Annotated in this window: 13 protein-coding genes and 1 tRNA gene; 8 read left to right on the top strand and 6 right to left on the bottom strand. The window is 61.3% G+C overall.

The annotated features are described in order from the left end of the window. Window positions 1–55 precede the first annotated feature (55 nt). Window positions 56–847, top strand: coding sequence for a PHP domain-containing protein (locus tag HBNXHr_RS12910; RefSeq protein WP_275882449.1), 792 nt, complete (start codon window positions 56–58; stop codon window positions 845–847). A 95-nt stretch (window positions 848–942) separates the two neighbouring features. Continuing rightward, a complete protein-coding gene (locus tag HBNXHr_RS12915; RefSeq protein ID WP_275737660.1) occupies window positions 943–1,107 on the top strand; it encodes a DUF6757 family protein in 165 nt (54 codons plus the stop codon). 71 nt (window positions 1,108–1,178) lie between these two features. Here the strand turns inward: HBNXHr_RS12915 and HBNXHr_RS12920 are convergent, their stop codons facing one another. Beyond that, window positions 1,179–1,964, bottom strand: coding sequence for an alpha/beta hydrolase (locus HBNXHr_RS12920; RefSeq protein WP_275737658.1), 786 nt, complete (start codon window positions 1,962–1,964; stop codon window positions 1,179–1,181). A 100-nt stretch (window positions 1,965–2,064) separates the two neighbouring features. Between HBNXHr_RS12920 and HBNXHr_RS12925 the strand changes: the two genes are divergently transcribed. Then, window positions 2,065–2,811, top strand: a complete 747-nt coding sequence (locus HBNXHr_RS12925) for a DICT sensory domain-containing protein (RefSeq protein WP_275737656.1) — start codon at window positions 2,065–2,067, stop codon at window positions 2,809–2,811. Between the two features lie 254 nt (window positions 2,812–3,065). Continuing rightward, a complete protein-coding gene (locus HBNXHr_RS12930) occupies window positions 3,066–4,214 on the top strand; it encodes a PQQ-binding-like beta-propeller repeat protein (RefSeq protein ID WP_275882450.1) in 1,149 nt (382 codons plus the stop codon). Between the two features lie 312 nt (window positions 4,215–4,526). On the opposite strand, the gene alaS is transcribed toward HBNXHr_RS12930, so the two are convergent. The 4 genes from alaS to HBNXHr_RS12960 all read right to left on the bottom strand — a co-directional run bounded on the left by alaS (window position 4,527) and on the right by HBNXHr_RS12960 (window position 11,185). Continuing rightward, complete coding sequence (gene alaS, locus HBNXHr_RS12935; RefSeq protein ID WP_275882451.1) at window positions 4,527–7,295, bottom strand: alanine--tRNA ligase; 2,769 nt, start codon at window positions 7,293–7,295, stop codon at window positions 4,527–4,529. A gap of 170 nt (window positions 7,296–7,465) precedes the next feature. After that, on the bottom strand, window positions 7,466–8,104 hold the full coding sequence (locus tag HBNXHr_RS12940; protein ID WP_275882452.1) for a sensor domain-containing protein: 639 nt from the start codon (window positions 8,102–8,104) through the stop codon (window positions 7,466–7,468). Window positions 8,105–8,223: 119 nt separating this feature from the next. Beyond that, complete coding sequence (locus HBNXHr_RS14335) at window positions 8,224–10,509, bottom strand: replication factor C small subunit (RefSeq protein WP_345893712.1); 2,286 nt, start codon at window positions 10,507–10,509, stop codon at window positions 8,224–8,226. Between the two features lie 403 nt (window positions 10,510–10,912). Then, the gene (locus tag HBNXHr_RS12960) at window positions 10,913–11,185 is read right to left on the bottom strand and encodes a hypothetical protein (protein WP_275882453.1); all 273 of its coding nucleotides are present in this window, start codon (window positions 11,183–11,185) and stop codon (window positions 10,913–10,915) included. Between the two features lie 550 nt (window positions 11,186–11,735). On the opposite strand from HBNXHr_RS12960, the gene HBNXHr_RS12965 reads away from it, so the two are divergent. From HBNXHr_RS12965 to HBNXHr_RS12975, 3 genes are all read left to right on the top strand, one after another. Next, window positions 11,736–11,936: a ubiquitin-like small modifier protein 2 gene (locus HBNXHr_RS12965; protein WP_275882454.1), complete on the top strand. Its 201-nt coding sequence runs from the start codon at window positions 11,736–11,738 to the stop codon at window positions 11,934–11,936. After that, complete coding sequence (locus tag HBNXHr_RS12970) at window positions 11,936–12,328, top strand: GNAT family N-acetyltransferase (RefSeq protein ID WP_275882455.1); 393 nt, start codon at window positions 11,936–11,938, stop codon at window positions 12,326–12,328. Before HBNXHr_RS12965 ends, HBNXHr_RS12970 begins: the two co-directional genes overlap by 1 nt. A 69-nt stretch (window positions 12,329–12,397) precedes the next feature. Beyond that, window positions 12,398–12,472 (top strand) — tRNA-Ile (locus HBNXHr_RS12975). A gap of 704 nt (window positions 12,473–13,176) precedes the next feature. Here HBNXHr_RS12975 and HBNXHr_RS12980 read toward each other — a convergent pair. Next, window positions 13,177–13,689 (bottom strand): hypothetical protein, encoded by a 513-nt coding sequence (locus HBNXHr_RS12980; protein ID WP_275882456.1) that lies wholly within the window; start codon window positions 13,687–13,689, stop codon window positions 13,177–13,179. A 319-nt stretch (window positions 13,690–14,008) separates the two neighbouring features. On the opposite strand from HBNXHr_RS12980, the gene fer reads away from it, so the two are divergent. Continuing rightward, window positions 14,009–14,398, top strand: a complete 390-nt coding sequence (gene fer / locus HBNXHr_RS12985) for a ferredoxin Fer (protein WP_275737645.1) — start codon at window positions 14,009–14,011, stop codon at window positions 14,396–14,398. The last annotated feature ends 7 nt before the right edge of the window (window positions 14,399–14,405 follow it).

Here is a 14,405-nt window from a genome sequence, read left to right on the forward strand (position 1 = left end):
ATGCCAGACGGCAGGACGTGTTCCGAGCGAGCGACAAGGGGGCCACCCACCAGCGATGATCGTCGCTGACCTCCACGTCCACACGACGCGGTCCGACGGAACCCTCCCGCCAGAGGCCGTCAGCGACGCCGCCCGAGAAGCCGACCTCAGGGCAGTCGCCGTGACGGACCACGATCGGCTCCCGCCCGTCGACGCGCCGGTCGTCGAACGCGACGGCGTAACGCTGATCGCCGGGATGGAACTCCGGGTGACGACCGGCGATCAGCGACTCGATCTCCTCGGATACGGCATCGATCCGACGCCGGCGCTTCGTGCGGAAACCGAGCGCCTGCAGCGCGACCGTATCGAGCGTGCCCGGAAGATCATCGACTGCGTCGAGGATCGCCTCGGCGTCGACCTGGATCTCGACTGTCACGGCGGAATCGGCCGGCCACACATCGCACGGGCGATCGCCGATACCCATGCTCACTACACCGTCCAGGACGCCTTCGATCAGCTCATCGGCACGGACCAACCCTGTTACGTCGCCCGCGACCTCCCCACCGTCGAGCGCGGGCGGGCGCTGCTCGAGGAAGCAGCGGCGCTAGTCGGCCTTGCCCACCCGCTCCGGTACGACGATCCGGACGCCGCGCTGGCGCACGCTGGGAGTCTCGATTCGATCGAACGGGAGTATCCTTACGAGAGGGCGGTCGATCGAACGCCGGTCGACGACGCGATCGCCACTCACGACCTCCTCGCGACGGGCGGAAGCGACGCCCACGGGGAAACACTCGGGGCGGCGGGGCTTGGACGGGCGGGCTACGAACGCGTCTGCACGGCCCTGGACGCAGTGGTGTCCGGGACATGATCGGGGTCCGCTGCTCACCGGGACAGCGCCGACCGTCAGCCGTTCGTCAGACGATAACGGTGGCTTGAATGTCTCTGGATTCATAGGTTCGGGATATGCAGTGTCACTACTGCGAACGGGAAGCGGACGTGGCGGTCGAAAAGGGGGACATCACAGTGGGGGTCTGTGAGGAACACTTTCGCGAGCAGATGGCGGAGTTGGCCGACGGTGAGTGGCTCGAAACCGTCCAGGACGATCTCGATGTCGAAGGGATCGAGTGACGGGGGCGGCCCCATCGCCAGCAGGGTTCGAAGTCTCACCTGATTGCCTGCCAACCCACCGGTAGCACTCGCTATCGTTCCCGCTCCGCGTGTTCGTCGAGCCACGCGAGTAGTTCGTCGGAGACGGTCGCACTCTCGCTGACGAAAAAGAGGTGGCCACCTTCGACGCGACGATGCTCGCCGCGCGGGAGACGATCGGCGAGCGCCGCCGTCGCGTCGGGATCGACCACAGCGTCCGCAGTGCCGCTCATCACGAGCGTCGGCGTCGTGATCTCGTAGAGATCATCGAGAGACGCCCCGAGCCACGCCGCCTGCTGGTCGCGCCACCGGGCCGGTTCGGCGTCGTCTGCCGCTCGCCACTCGGCGATCCGGGCGATGACGTCCGGATGGGCCTCCGGGACGCCGGGAGCGAACGCCGTTTCGAGCGACTTCTCCAGCGCGTCAGGATCGTCCGTCGGGGCGGCCATGGCCGACAGCGCGTCCTCGTCAACAGCGTCCCCTGGAGCCGTCCCGAGGATCGTGAGGCTCGCCACCCGGTCGTGGTGGCGGGCGTATTCGAGAGCGATGACGCCTCCCAATCCGGCACCGACGAGGTGGACGCGCCGCGAATCGACGGCGGTGACGACTGCCGCGAGATCGGCGACGAGCGACGGGAGCGTGTACGGGCCCTCGGGCGCGTCGGCGTCGCCGGTCCCCCGAAGATCCCAGACGGTTGCCTCGTAGGGGCCGGCGACGGCGGTGTGCTGGTAGCTCCAGAGCCACGCGCCAAAGCCGACGTCGTTGACGAAGACGACGGCCGGGCCGGAGCCAGTAGTGTCGTATCGGAGGCTCACGCCATCGGTATCGACTGTCGGCATGTTCCAGCAGTGCTTGCGGTCGGAGAAATGGCTACCGATCGCAGCCGAATCGTTGCGGCGACCACCGAAGCTATATCCCCGGCTACCCAACCGGGTGCCAATGGGGATCTCTTCGTTTATCGACGCCGTCGAGGACCGGGAGAAGACGGTGACAGTCCTCAATCGCGAGTCAGTCGATCCGCTCTATCGAATGCTCGAAGGGATGTTCGAGGACGATAGCGTCTCGATTACCGAAAGCCAGGACCCCGAGGCACCGGGCGACGTCGTCCTCCTGCGGGACCAACAATCCGGCTCGCTGGCGATCTCACAGCTGGGCGAGATCAGCGAGACGCTGTTGCTGGTCAACTCGGATCTCTACGTGACCGGAACCGTCCCCCTCGAAGACGTCGAGACGCCGGAGGTCGTCGCGCACCTCTCGGACGTGACCTTCACCGTCGCGGACAAACAGAAATTTCTGCTGATCCATATCTCCAGGCACATCGAATCGCTGGCGCTCGAAACGGACGGCGGCGTCCTCCACTCGTCGTTCCAGCGGCTCTCACGGTTGCGCGACGAACGTGGGACTGCGGCGGCATACGAAACGCTCGCTACGTCGGCCGTTGAGACCCATGTCTACGGCGTCGACGACTGGGACCCACCGGCATTCGCCGACGAGTTGACCGTCCACGCCGGCGACACCCCGGAGCTCCGGGACTCGTGGTTCGTCGTCCACGATGGCGACGGCGACGAGGATCGCATGGCTGCCCTCGTCGCCGAAGAGGTCGGGCCGAACGAATACCGCGGGTACTGGACCTTCGAGCCGGGACTGGTAAAAGAGATTCTCGGATACCTCGAATCCACGTACTAAACTGCAGTCAGATAGATTCCGTGGCGGAAGTGACGGGCGAACGGCGACCTCAAATATACGAAGCTATTCGTTATCAAAAAACATATCGTCTTGAGATTTCTACGGTCAGTATGCGCGATTTTTCGTCGTCTCGTCGAGCGTTTCTGACTGCCGCCACGGGGGCTGTAGTCGGGCTCGCCGGCTGTAGTACGTTGGCTACCGAGCCAGATCCGTGTCATCCGGTCTCGTTCGATCCAGCGCCGACTGACTGGCCGATGGCGAACCACGACATCGGCAACACCAACCGAGCGATCGACGCTGCCGCCCCGGATCGACCACTCACGGAACGGTGGCGGCAACCGCTCCCGGAGCGAGACGCCAGTCACGCCGGTCCTGGCCCAGTCGTCGCCGGGAACCGGATTCTGGTCGTCTGGACGAGGGAAGATGGCAGTGACTCCTCGACTCGGATGCTCGTCACGTACGATCTTTTCACGGGGGAACCGGGATGGCAGGTAGCATTGTCCCCTGACCAGGGACCCTTCGATTCGGCATATCTCACAGGGGGCCGACTGCTTCTTGACGACGGAAACGGGAGTCTTTCAGGATTCGACCCGACCGATGGGACCAAACAGTGGAACACGACGCTATCGGGACTAGATAAGTCCAAAAGCGAAGCGGGCAGACCCATTCCGTCCGATGATCGTCTCTACGGGATTCGCTATGGCGATGGGACCGACGGATCCTCGAAAGATGCAATCCTGACGGCACTCGGTAAGGAGGGGCATGTCTGTTCGAAAACGACAGCGACCTTCGACGACTTCGTCAGCGTGACCGCCGCCGGACACGACCGGCTCTACTTCGGCGGGAGTGAACTCCACTCGTACGACCTGCAAGCGGACGAGTTCATTTGGCAACGATCGGGTCCGACGAGAGCAGAATCCCTCGTGGTCGGTTCGGACCGCATCTTCGTCGGCTGGACACGATCCGGTGATCAAAGCGGTGCCATTGGCGCGTACGATCCAACTGATGGGAGTGTCCTGTGGGAGCGAACCGGCGACGAAACGACCCGACCCTACTGGCCACAAACGATGAGTGTCGGCGACGAGACCCTCCTGGTGGGCGAGCAACTGGGTCCTGACGGGTTCCAGATTGTCGCGCGGGTGGCAGCAACCGGTGAGCAGCTGTGGTCAGTCGAAACGTCCCGGACGGCAACGCCCGTGATCGCGGACGACGTCGTCTACGTGGCGCAGGACGATTCGGAGATCGGTCCGAGCCTCGGGCTATACGACCTCGAATCCGGGCAGGAGATCGCCCGACATTCGCTTCCGGCGATCGCGTCGGATCCGGTCATCGCGAGTGGTCACGTCCTCCTCATTGCCCGTGACAGCGAATACGGTGACTTTCAGTTGGTCGGGTTCAGATAAGTACATCTAGTTTCACGATCGCGATACGCACGTAGTGGCGGCGCTTTTGACTGAATCAAAAAGGGGTGAAAATCGGGGGGTGAAAGCACCGTCTGTGAACTGCAACTCCGGGGGATGGAGTCATGGTGCCTCTGACATTGTGGGGGGATTGGGCCGGCGTGCCGACCCACTCGATCATTGTTGGCCGGTACTTGTAAAGGGGGGAGACAATTTACTCAGCGTGAATAAACCCCCGCGCTACACCGGCCACACGGAGTCAGCAATCGGAACGCGAGGTGATGGACGCCACGCGGAAGCCGTCTGTCGATGGGGTTAGTTTATAACCTGTCGTAGCACGGCCGGGGCCGCCTCGAGTGCGTCGTCGAGCGCCTCGGCGTCGGGGCCGCCACCCTGTGCGAAGTCCGGCGGACCGCCGCCGCCCCCACCGACGCGGTCGGCGAGTTCGCTCACGACCGCGCCGGCGTTGACGCCGGTACCCTCGGGGGCAGCCACGACGAACTGTGCGCCGTCCACACCCGAACCAACGACCGCGACCGACCCCGATTCGGCGATCGCATTGGCCGTTGCCCGCAGTTCGTCCATCCCGCCATCGACCCGCTGGATCACCGCCGTCGTTCCGCCAACGTCGACTTCCTCGCCCCCGCTATCACCCGACGCGCGTACTTCGGCGAGTTCCGCCTGTAACTGCTCGATCTCCTTACCGCGCGCTTTCCACTCGGTAAAGAAGCGTTCGGCCGTCTCCGGGACGTCCCACGGATCGACATCGAACGCCTCGGCCGCCGCGTAGAGGGCGTCCTCGGTCTCCTGGGTTGCCTCGATGGCAGCCTCGCCGGCGGCGTACGTCAGCCTGACGACGCCGTCCTGGATGCGCTCGGTCGAGTGGATCTTGATCGCCCCGACTTCGCCGGTCCGGGAAACGTGAGTTCCGCCACAGGCCTGGACATCGTCTTCGACGTGGATGAGCCGGATCTGTTCGCCGGCCGGGATCCCGCCCTGGTAGAGGTCAAAGCCGTACTCGGCTTCGGCCTCGTGGCGGTCAGGCCACTCCTGGGTGACTGCGGCGTTGTCGGTGACGATATCGTTGGCGACCCGCTCGATCTCCTTGACCTCCTCGCGGGAGACCGGTTCGTAGTGACGGACGTCGATGCGTGCCGAGTCGGTCCCTTTCTGTGCACCGGCCTGGCGGATATGGTCGCCGAGAACCTGCCGGGCAGCGTGGACGACGATGTGGGTCGCTGTGTGGTGGGCCATGAGTCGGCGTCGCCGCCGGCCGTCGATCTGTCCGCGGACGAACTCGCCCGTGCCCGGATCGGCGTCAGTTCGGTGGAGGACAACGCCATCACGGATCTGGACATCGGTCACGTCGACCGTCCCGTCGTCCGTCGAGAGCGTGCCGTGATCCGGCGGTTGGCCCCCACCTTCCGGGTAGAACATCGTCTGATCGAGCACCACATCGTAGCCCTCGGCGCGCTCGATGACGTCGAGGACGACGGCTTCGAACTCGGTCCGGGTCTGGTCGTCGTAGTAGAGCTTCTCGGTGTCCGGGAGCTCGAGCAGTCGATCGTCCCGGTCGGTCTCCTCGGTCGACCCGGGGCCCTCGGCGTCCTCGTGGCGCTCGGCGACCAGCGAGTAGAAGTCCTCCGGGGCGTCGACATCGACACCACGATCGGCGGCGATCTCCTCGACCGTCTCGGCCTGGATGCCGTGACTGTCGTAGAGTTCGACGAGTTCCGCGGCCGGGATCGGCTCGCCGGAGTCGGCGTACTCCTCGGCCAGCTGTTCGACGCGTCGGTGGCCACGGTCGAGCGTCTCGCGGTACTTCTCGACTTCCGTGCGGACGATGTCACGGATCGTATCGCGGTTGTCGTAGTCCAGCCGCTCGGCCTGCATGTCGACGAGTTCGTCCATCGGCGCGTCGACGCCGACCTCGTCGACCAGGCGTTTGGTGCGCCGGAGGACCATCCGCGCGAGATACCCCGTGCCGACGTTGCTCGGGACGATCCCGTCGCCGAGCATGTACGCGAGCGTCCGGCTGTGGTCGGCGATCGCGTAGATGGATTCGAGGGGTTCGACGAGTTCACGCAACCGCTCCGTTTCGACGCCGATCTCGCTTGCGATGTCGTCCCGTGCTGCCTCGACATCCTCGGCCTCGTCGATGTCCATCCGGCCCGAGAGCTTCGCAGCCTTGTGAACGATTTCCTCCTCGTCGGCAGTATGATCGATCCCCGCGTTGTCCGTGAGGAAGTCGATCATGTCGGGGTAGACGGCCTCGTAGACCGTCGGCGTGCCCTGTGACATCCAGGTCCAGCGTTCGAGCCCGTAGCCGGTGTCGATGATCCGGCGGTCCATCCGGCTGTAGGTGTTGCCGTCCTTCATCTCGAAGTCGCCGTCCGGGTCGCGCTCGAACTGCATGAACACCAGCGTCGCGAGTTCCGCGCCCTCGTAGATCACCTCGAAGGCGGGTCCGGCGTTGCCGCCACCGACCCATGGATCCTCGATGAGGGTGACATCTTCCCGGTCGGCACCGACCTCGGCGAGTAAGTCCATGCAGTACTCGACGCACTCGTCCTTCCAGTAGACCTCGCCCTCGTAGGCGTAGTCGGTCCCCTCCTCGGCGTTGAACGCGTGATGGCCCATCATCTCGAAGGCCATGGTGTGTCGGCCGGTGACGCCGACGTTGTCGATGTCCTGCATCCGGATGCAGGGCTGGCTCACGGCGAGGGGGTTCGCCGGCGGCGGCGACGCGCCGCTGGTGACGTGAGGCTGGAAGTCGTAGATCGACGCCTGGGTCAGGAGGACGTCCTCCCGCCAGCGGTTGGCCGCGACGGGATAGGGCTCGATGCGCTCGTGATCGTGTTCCTCGAAGAAGGAAAGGAACTGTTCGCGCATCTCGCCGAGTTCGAATGCCTCGTCGAACCCGGGGTTATCGATGAAGCTGTACTCGTCACAGGGTGGTTCACCGCAGGTTGTCCGCCCCTCGTCGAGCGTCCAGAAGTGATCCCCACACTCCACACACTCCTTGCGATGGAATCCGTGCTCCTCGAAGTATTCGAGCCGGTATTCCTCCTCGAGATCACTCATTCGTTGACTGTATTGTGGCCCGTCCGGCCCTAAATCAGTTCCGAAGGGGCTGTTCGGGCAGCTAAAGGTGTCCGTGGGCCGAAAACGGGCGCTCCGGCCGCGTCATTGTGTCGTTCATAGCGGCACGATATGATCGAAAGCGTGTGAGACACACCCAAACGACGACCTGCCTACTCGACGGGCGTCAACAATGTACGCGCGAACCGTTCCATGCCGGTGGCGAGCAGTTCGAAAACGTGCAGCGAGAAGGCCCAGAGCAACACGCCGACGGGAACCGCGAGCAACGCTTCCAGGAGCGACCCCAGGTGCCACCACGGCCCGAACTGAAAGATCTGAACGCCATCGTAGTGCAACGGTGCGGTCACCAGCGCCAGCGAAAGCGCAGTGAGCGTCACGGCGACGGTGAACTGGATTGCGCCGACTGGCAGCCGAACCAGCGCGAAGGCACACGCGCGCCAGGTCTGCTCATCGGTGCACGCATTCCGAACGTGGGAAATGGGCTCCGAAGGGGAGGTATCCAGCTTCCACGGGGACTGGATCGTCTCGTCGAGGAATGTCGCGGCCAGGCGTGCCTCGACGATCGTGAGGCAACGCAGGAAGCCGACCGTCCCGGCGAGGATCGCGATGCCGACGAACAGAACCGAGAGGGCGAGCCCAAGCGAAACCCCGATCACGACGCCGAGAAACGAGAGGATGCCGAGCGGAAAGCCCAGCACGTGATACACGAGCCGTTTGTACGGCCCGGGATGGAGGACGATACCGAGACCGTCGTCGGAGATGGCGAGGGACCTGCTATCGAGGACGGACATCGACAGAGATGTCAGAACCGTGGACGAAAAAACTATCGGAATATTCGCATCTATCCGAGTGTCTCCGGCTGAGCCCGGTTACCGGCAAAATCACCCGAATACGCGAGATCAGATGGCTGTCATTCCCGACCGTCGAGTGCGAGCGAAGCGAGCAGGGCCTCGAGCTGGATCCGTTCGCTCGCCCCCTCGGTGATCCGGTAGTCGGCTTCGCCGACGCGATCGAGGACGCGGACCGCCGCCGCATCCGAGAGGTCGAACTCCCAGACGGTGCGGTGAAGCTGGTCGATGATGTCGCCGCCGGCGATCCCTTCCTCGGTCAACAGGGTGTCGAGACGCGATCGAGCGGCAGTGAAGTCGCCGTCCAGTGCGAGGTCGACCATCTCGCGGATGTCTTCGGGCCGGGCTGTCGACGTAATCTCGAAGACCGCTTCCTCGGTGACTGTATCCCCGGACATCGACGCGGCCTGGAGCCCGTTGATCGCCTTTCGCATGTCACCGCCGGCGACGTAGACCAGCGCCTCGATCCCGTCCTCGGTAACGTCGATGACTTCCTCTTGGGCGATCTGGCGGATCTGGGCCTCGACGGCCTCGTCGGCGAGCGGCGAGAACCGGAAGACGGCACACCGCGACTGGATCGGGTCGATGATCTGACTGGAGTAGTTACACGAGAGGATAAAGCGGACGTTGTTCGAGAACTGCTCCATCGTCCGGCGAAGCGCTGACTGGGCGTCGCTAGTATTGTGGGTCAAAATCCCATTGGCGAGCATGAAGTTCGGCGTCCCCTCCATGCTGATGTTGTACGCCTTCCCACGATGGCTGTATTCGATATTTCGAACCGTGACCGTTTCGACGGCCTCCAGTCCACCGTCGGTCACGAGAGCAGGTTCGAACTCGTCTCTCTCGTAGTGTTCGTGATGCGGAAGTTCGCCGTCCCCGACGACGACAAACGTGTACTCCTCACCGTACGTTTCCAGGAATTCCTTCACCTTCTCGGTCTGGCCCCACAACTTGGCGGAGCCTTTGACCTCCACGACGGTATCGCCGATAAGGAAATCGGGATGGAACACTGATTCGGAGAGTTCAAACTCCGGTTCGTACTCGTATTCGACGCCTGCATCCTGCAACGCCTTCGCGACCTCGTACTCCCAGTCGGATCGGACGAGATGGCCGAGTTCGTCGCTGTGTCTGATGTTCCCGCCGGTTGGTTCGTGCCCCTGCAACGCTTCCGAAACCTTCTGTGCGACCTCGGGGTCACGCATCGGGTTGTTATCGCCGGTGATGTCACAGACCGGGTACTCACACGCCTCGGTCGCTTTTTGGACGATTTCGTCTTTCCTGTCCTCGTCCAGATTCGCCCACCACTGCGCGCTCGACCGACCGATCCTTTCTTTCACCGCTTCGGGGTCGGCGTCAACGACCCACTCGTCCCACGAAGTCCCGGATCGTTTCTCGCTAAGATTGTCACAGAAGCGTTCGATGCTTTCTTCGTCCATTTCCCAGACGGAGACACCGTGGAAATCGCCCCCGTAGTTCGGGTTGTCTTCACCTTCAAGTCTCCCGTCGGAGAGCTTCTCAACGATTTTCTCGCGTCGTTCCGCGGACCACTCCGTCCCATACATGGGATTGCCCTCACCTTGCATCTCACGACTGTGTCCCTGGTCCTTGCAGGAAACCGAACAGAACCGTCCCGCGGTCCAGTCGCTACAGGATTCACACCGCGAAACGCCGATGTCGTCTTTGAAGTCCGCGATCTCGTCACCCGGCTCCAGTTCCTGTAGCTCTTTCTCGACGAGTTTCCCACCTTCATCGACCACGAAAAACGGATGCGAGAGGCTCGCCTGGATGGTCCGTCCATCCGCAAGTTCGAGTTCAAAGAAATCCGCGACGCCGGAATCGACACGGTGTCCCTTGTCGGATTGGATCTCGTTGGTCTCGAAATCGACGGATGGAATCGGCTCTCCGTCTTCCGCCACGTCTTCGATATTTTTTACCTCCGGTTTTGACGGATATCCCGTAACAACCTCAGTTCCAGGCGGCACGCATAGTGCGTCGGCCTCGTCGAGGAATATAATTCGGTAGTCGTAGCCGCCAAAAGAAGTGCGCGCGAAACTCTTGACGCGGTCGCGAACGACGTCGATCCCGCGCTCGTCAGAGGCGTTGAGTTCGAGGAAGTTCTCCTCCCAGTCCTCGCCGTAGAGTTCGCGGGCGATGGCGGTCGCAGCGGTCGTCTTGCCGACGCCGGCCGGCCCGGCGAACAGCATGTGGCTGAGGTCGTTGCGTGAGACGTAGCTGCCCAGTCGCTCGACGATGGCCTCGTGGCCCGCGATGTCTTCGAGGGTTTGTGGGCGGTACTTCTCGATCCAGACTTCCTGTCGACCCGCCCGGGTTGACTCGGCCTCGCTCATGGAGGAAGGGAGGGAGTGTGTTGGCATAAAGGCGGGGATAACGAGGCCGAACGAAGTGAGGCCTCGGAATTGCGAGCGGGGAACGGAGTGACCCGCGAGCAGCAAGAGCGAGGCCGAGTGAGCGAGGCGAACGAACCCTCGAAAAACGCGAACGGGGAGCGAAGCGACCCGTGAGAACGACGTGACTCGAGAGTGTAGCAAGCCGTGAGAGCTGCAGGCCGTGAGCCGCGGCCGACCGACGGGAGGCAGCGAATAGCATGACAGTCGATGCCGGCAGCATGGATCGTCTCGAAGGCAACCGGTTCAGGCAGGTTCGCAGTGACAGTCTCGTCTTCAGTCACCTCAACCCGGTAGTGAAAATCACACTCTTTCTGGACAACAGGCTCGTGACTTCCCATCCATTTCAGAAGGCTCGCTGCCAGAGGAACACAAAACTGGCAACCACGAGGTAGCCAGCAATTCCATACAGGAATGAGGAAAGAATAGTGTGAGTCACATGGACGAAAGTCCCGCTAACGCCACCATAGATCAGTGCGTGCGCACCGATATAGCCCCATGAGTCCTCTTCGAAGAAAGAAAGCGGTTGCAGACGATCGATAGCGAAAATCGCGACTGCCCACCCCATTCCGATAATGAATGCAATGGCTGTGTTCGGCAATTGGGAGAGGTGAAACATACCAAGGGGTTGAATTCCAAGATTTATATGTCCGACTATTATCCAGATATATGGACTTGTTTAGATGCTTGATCTCACTGCGCTCACGGTCGCTATTGAGAAGCGGGTGAAAGCCCACACCAGCTCGCGTGTCGTCACTTCGTTCCTCCCGCTCGCTAGACGCCGGACTCCGTTGCCTCCCTTCGGTCGGCAACGCGGCTCGCGGCCGCTGAGTGACATACGCTCGCTTCGCTCGAATAGGGGCCGGGTGGCGGCAGGGAGACGGCGTACGCCGTCTCCATTCGAGGCCGGTGCACCGGCCTCGCGGCCGCCACGGTATGAAGCAGTCGGTAAAACCGACCGCCCACGTAGCGACGCGCGAGGGGGATTCGCCCTTTCGATCCACCAGGACGCACTCGGCGAAGACCGGCTATGCAACCGAATGCCTGGTGGACCGAGAGAGGTTCTACTGAATCCGAAGAGCGATTCTACCGCCAGGAATTCGCGGGTAAACAAGACCGATTGAACAGAACCCCGAAGCGCTCATGGTCACGCACGCGAACGAACGGATATGGAGGTCACGGTGGAGCTGGTCGACGAGGCCACGCGCGAGTTCGACGTCGAGCCGGGGACGACCTACGGCGAGTTGCTCGCGGACTTCGACGTGAGTCCACACGAGGTGTCGGTGCTCGTCGACGGACGGCCGGTCCCCGAGGACGAAGCGGTAGACGCCGAACACGTGCGCGTCGTCCGGCTGATCAAGGGTGGCTGATGGCGATTCGCACCGCCCAGGATGGCGATCTCGTCGGTGTCTTGAACGTCCTCGACGGGGCCGACCTGGCGACTGACCACGACCAGGTACAGACAGCCATCGAGCGTGGGGATGTCTTCGTCGCTGTACCGGACGAGGATCGGGACGGTTCGCCAGTCGTCGGTGCGGTGGTACTCGACGGCGAGGAAATCGTGAACGTGGCCGTGCGCCGGCGACGTCGGGATCAGGGGATCGGAAGTGTACTCGTCGAGCGAGCGATGCAGGAGCGGGAACGACTCGTCGCCGAGTTCGATACCGATGTGCGGCCGTTTTACGAGTCGCTGGGGTTCGACATCGCGGCGGCGGGTGACGGGCGGTGTCGAGGCGTGTGGCGGTTGGGCGACGGCGGATAGATGGAAGGGACGCGTCGCGGTATTCGGAGACGGTACAGTTTAGTTCGCGGACGGAAAAAGCGGGGATGAGGGCCCGTATCTCAGTCTGGTTAGAGAGAGCGGCTCATAACCGCTTCGTCCTTGGTTCAAATCCGAGCGGGCCCATACAGCGTGCCGCGAACGACAGTGAGCGGCCGCTGTATCACCACCGAGGATTTGAGCCCTGGAAGTCACAGCCCGCGCAGGACCGGAGGTCCGAGCAGGAATGTCTTCCTCCGGTTCAAATCCGAGCGGACCCATGTGCGTGGCGTGAGCAAACTCGCGAGCGCCCGCTACTGGAAAAGCAAGGATTTGAATGAGACCTGACGCGCACAGCGAAGCGAGCACGTCAGGGCGTGGTTCACAATCCGAGCGGGCCCAGTCAACTATTAGGCGTTCTGTGGCCGCCCAAATCCAGAGTAAGGGGCACTCAATCTGCCAATATCGGCAAGAACGCATTTTTGGGAACGGGGGTGCGAAATCGGCGGTCAACAAAAATCACCGTCGGACCCATCACGTCGGTCGACTGCCGTAACCGGAGGGATGCCCGGTGAGTCGTTCTGCACAGACTTCGATCAACGCAGATGCCGAGAGAGCAGTCCGGAACCAATCACAGGACGCCCATGTACCGATCGCTGCGCCGGGGAGACCAGGGCGATCACCGTCGCGAGAACAACACTCCGGGAGATCGGTTCTTGAGGAGTCATTAAGGCTACTTCCCTAAAACACACCGCCTGCAGTTGCGAAAATCGAGCCAGAGCGGACCCCTTGCAGGTCGTACAAATTTAGAGATACATCTAATCTTGAAATGGACTACGGCACTACCAGTATCATTGAATAATAGCGAGGAGTGTGGATATATTTAAATAAATGAGTTCAAGAATCGGGATAGATAGTGAGGCGATGGAAAGACCGAGATAATACAACAGAAGTAGTCTTTCTTTTGTCCAGTTTTGCTCCCAAGAATCCTCGCGGTAGTCTGCTGGAGCCGAGAAAAACTGATCCGGAGAATCAACCGTTTCGAAATCAAAATTCACGTTTTCAAACTCATTTATTATATCTTCTAGATGATTGGATATTTCCTTTCGGCTATTTAAGTATGTCCTTGTCCAAAGAAACATGGCCAAAAAGACCCCTGAGGCAAAGATTGAAAGGATACCCCTAGTCAAAAATGTAGAGCTTTGTGGGAGTACTCCAACCAAGGCCCCGAAAACGACAATACTAATATAGAAGGTTGTGTGTATTATCTCGTTTGTTGTCATTTGTTCCTCGACAAGCTGACTGTATCTATCCATTAGAAAATCGAGTTTCATTTCGTCTTCCTGACCACTTGAACTGGGCATTGTTGCATTCACCTCCTCACATTTCAGTATACAGTCTAAAGAAAAAGTATTGCCGATTTATGATAAGTTACCGCACGTGTATTCGAATCGGCTATCTCGTGGGGCCGATACGCCACAAACACGTACACTCCGCCCTCACGCCGAAGCCGGTCGTAGTACTTCCGAAACCCCCGAAAGCGTCTCTCCCTGCCGTTGGCTCGCTCGATTCGGCTTCTATCAGCCGCTTCCGAAGAAGAGTAGGATATTGGTGATTACCGCCCGAAGAGGGGATAAATCGATTGATAAAGTACTATACTCCATGATATTGAATTGCTAGAAGATGCCTAAAGTAGAATACCTCAATTTCGACGTGGTCGACGAGAACGGCTGGGACATCGAGGACGAGAACATTTTCGAGAAGGCTGCCGCTGCCGACCTCGACGACGAGGATTACGGCGTCCTGGAGGTCGAGGAGGGCGAGTTCATTCTCGATGCGGCCGAAGACGAGGGATACCACTGGCCGTTTTACTGCCGGGAGGGGAAATGTGCGGTCTGTGGGGCACGGGTACTCGATGGGGAAATCGAAATGCCCGATCAAGAAATCATCACAGAGCAGGAGAAAAAAGAGGGCAACGTTCGACTGACCTGTGGAGGCACGCCGGTCGAAGACGACACGAAGATCATCTACAACGCCAAACATCTGAATCTGGATTGGTATAGCTACGTTTAGGACAGAT

This window comes from Halorhabdus sp. BNX81 (assembly GCF_029229925.1).
GTDB lineage: Archaea > Halobacteriota > Halobacteria > Halobacteriales > Haloarculaceae > Halorhabdus.

Excerpts from the sequence above, each read along its gene's own strand:
- HBNXHr_RS12910 (WP_275882449.1), top strand. The coding sequence starts at position 56 with ATGATCGTCGCTGACCTCCACGTCCACACGACGCGGTCCGACGGAACC.
- HBNXHr_RS12915 (WP_275737660.1), top strand. The coding sequence starts at position 943 with ATGCAGTGTCACTACTGCGAACGGGAAGCGGACGTGGCGGTCGAAAAG.
- HBNXHr_RS12920 (WP_275737658.1), bottom strand. The coding sequence starts at position 1,964 with ATGCCGACAGTCGATACCGATGGCGTGAGCCTCCGATACGACACTACT.
- HBNXHr_RS12925 (WP_275737656.1), top strand. The coding sequence starts at position 2,065 with ATGGGGATCTCTTCGTTTATCGACGCCGTCGAGGACCGGGAGAAGACG.
- HBNXHr_RS12930 (WP_275882450.1), top strand. The coding sequence starts at position 3,066 with ATGGCGAACCACGACATCGGCAACACCAACCGAGCGATCGACGCTGCC.
- alaS (WP_275882451.1), bottom strand. The coding sequence starts at position 7,295 with ATGAGTGATCTCGAGGAGGAATACCGGCTCGAATACTTCGAGGAGCAC.
- HBNXHr_RS12940 (WP_275882452.1), bottom strand. The coding sequence starts at position 8,104 with ATGTCCGTCCTCGATAGCAGGTCCCTCGCCATCTCCGACGACGGTCTC.
- HBNXHr_RS14335 (WP_345893712.1), bottom strand. The coding sequence starts at position 10,509 with ATGAGCGAGGCCGAGTCAACCCGGGCGGGTCGACAGGAAGTCTGGATC.
- HBNXHr_RS12960 (WP_275882453.1), bottom strand. The coding sequence starts at position 11,185 with ATGTTTCACCTCTCCCAATTGCCGAACACAGCCATTGCATTCATTATC.
- HBNXHr_RS12965 (WP_275882454.1), top strand. The coding sequence starts at position 11,736 with ATGGAGGTCACGGTGGAGCTGGTCGACGAGGCCACGCGCGAGTTCGAC.
- HBNXHr_RS12970 (WP_275882455.1), top strand. The coding sequence starts at position 11,936 with ATGGCGATTCGCACCGCCCAGGATGGCGATCTCGTCGGTGTCTTGAAC.
- HBNXHr_RS12980 (WP_275882456.1), bottom strand. The coding sequence starts at position 13,689 with ATGCCCAGTTCAAGTGGTCAGGAAGACGAAATGAAACTCGATTTTCTA.
- fer (WP_275737645.1), top strand. The coding sequence starts at position 14,009 with ATGCCTAAAGTAGAATACCTCAATTTCGACGTGGTCGACGAGAACGGC.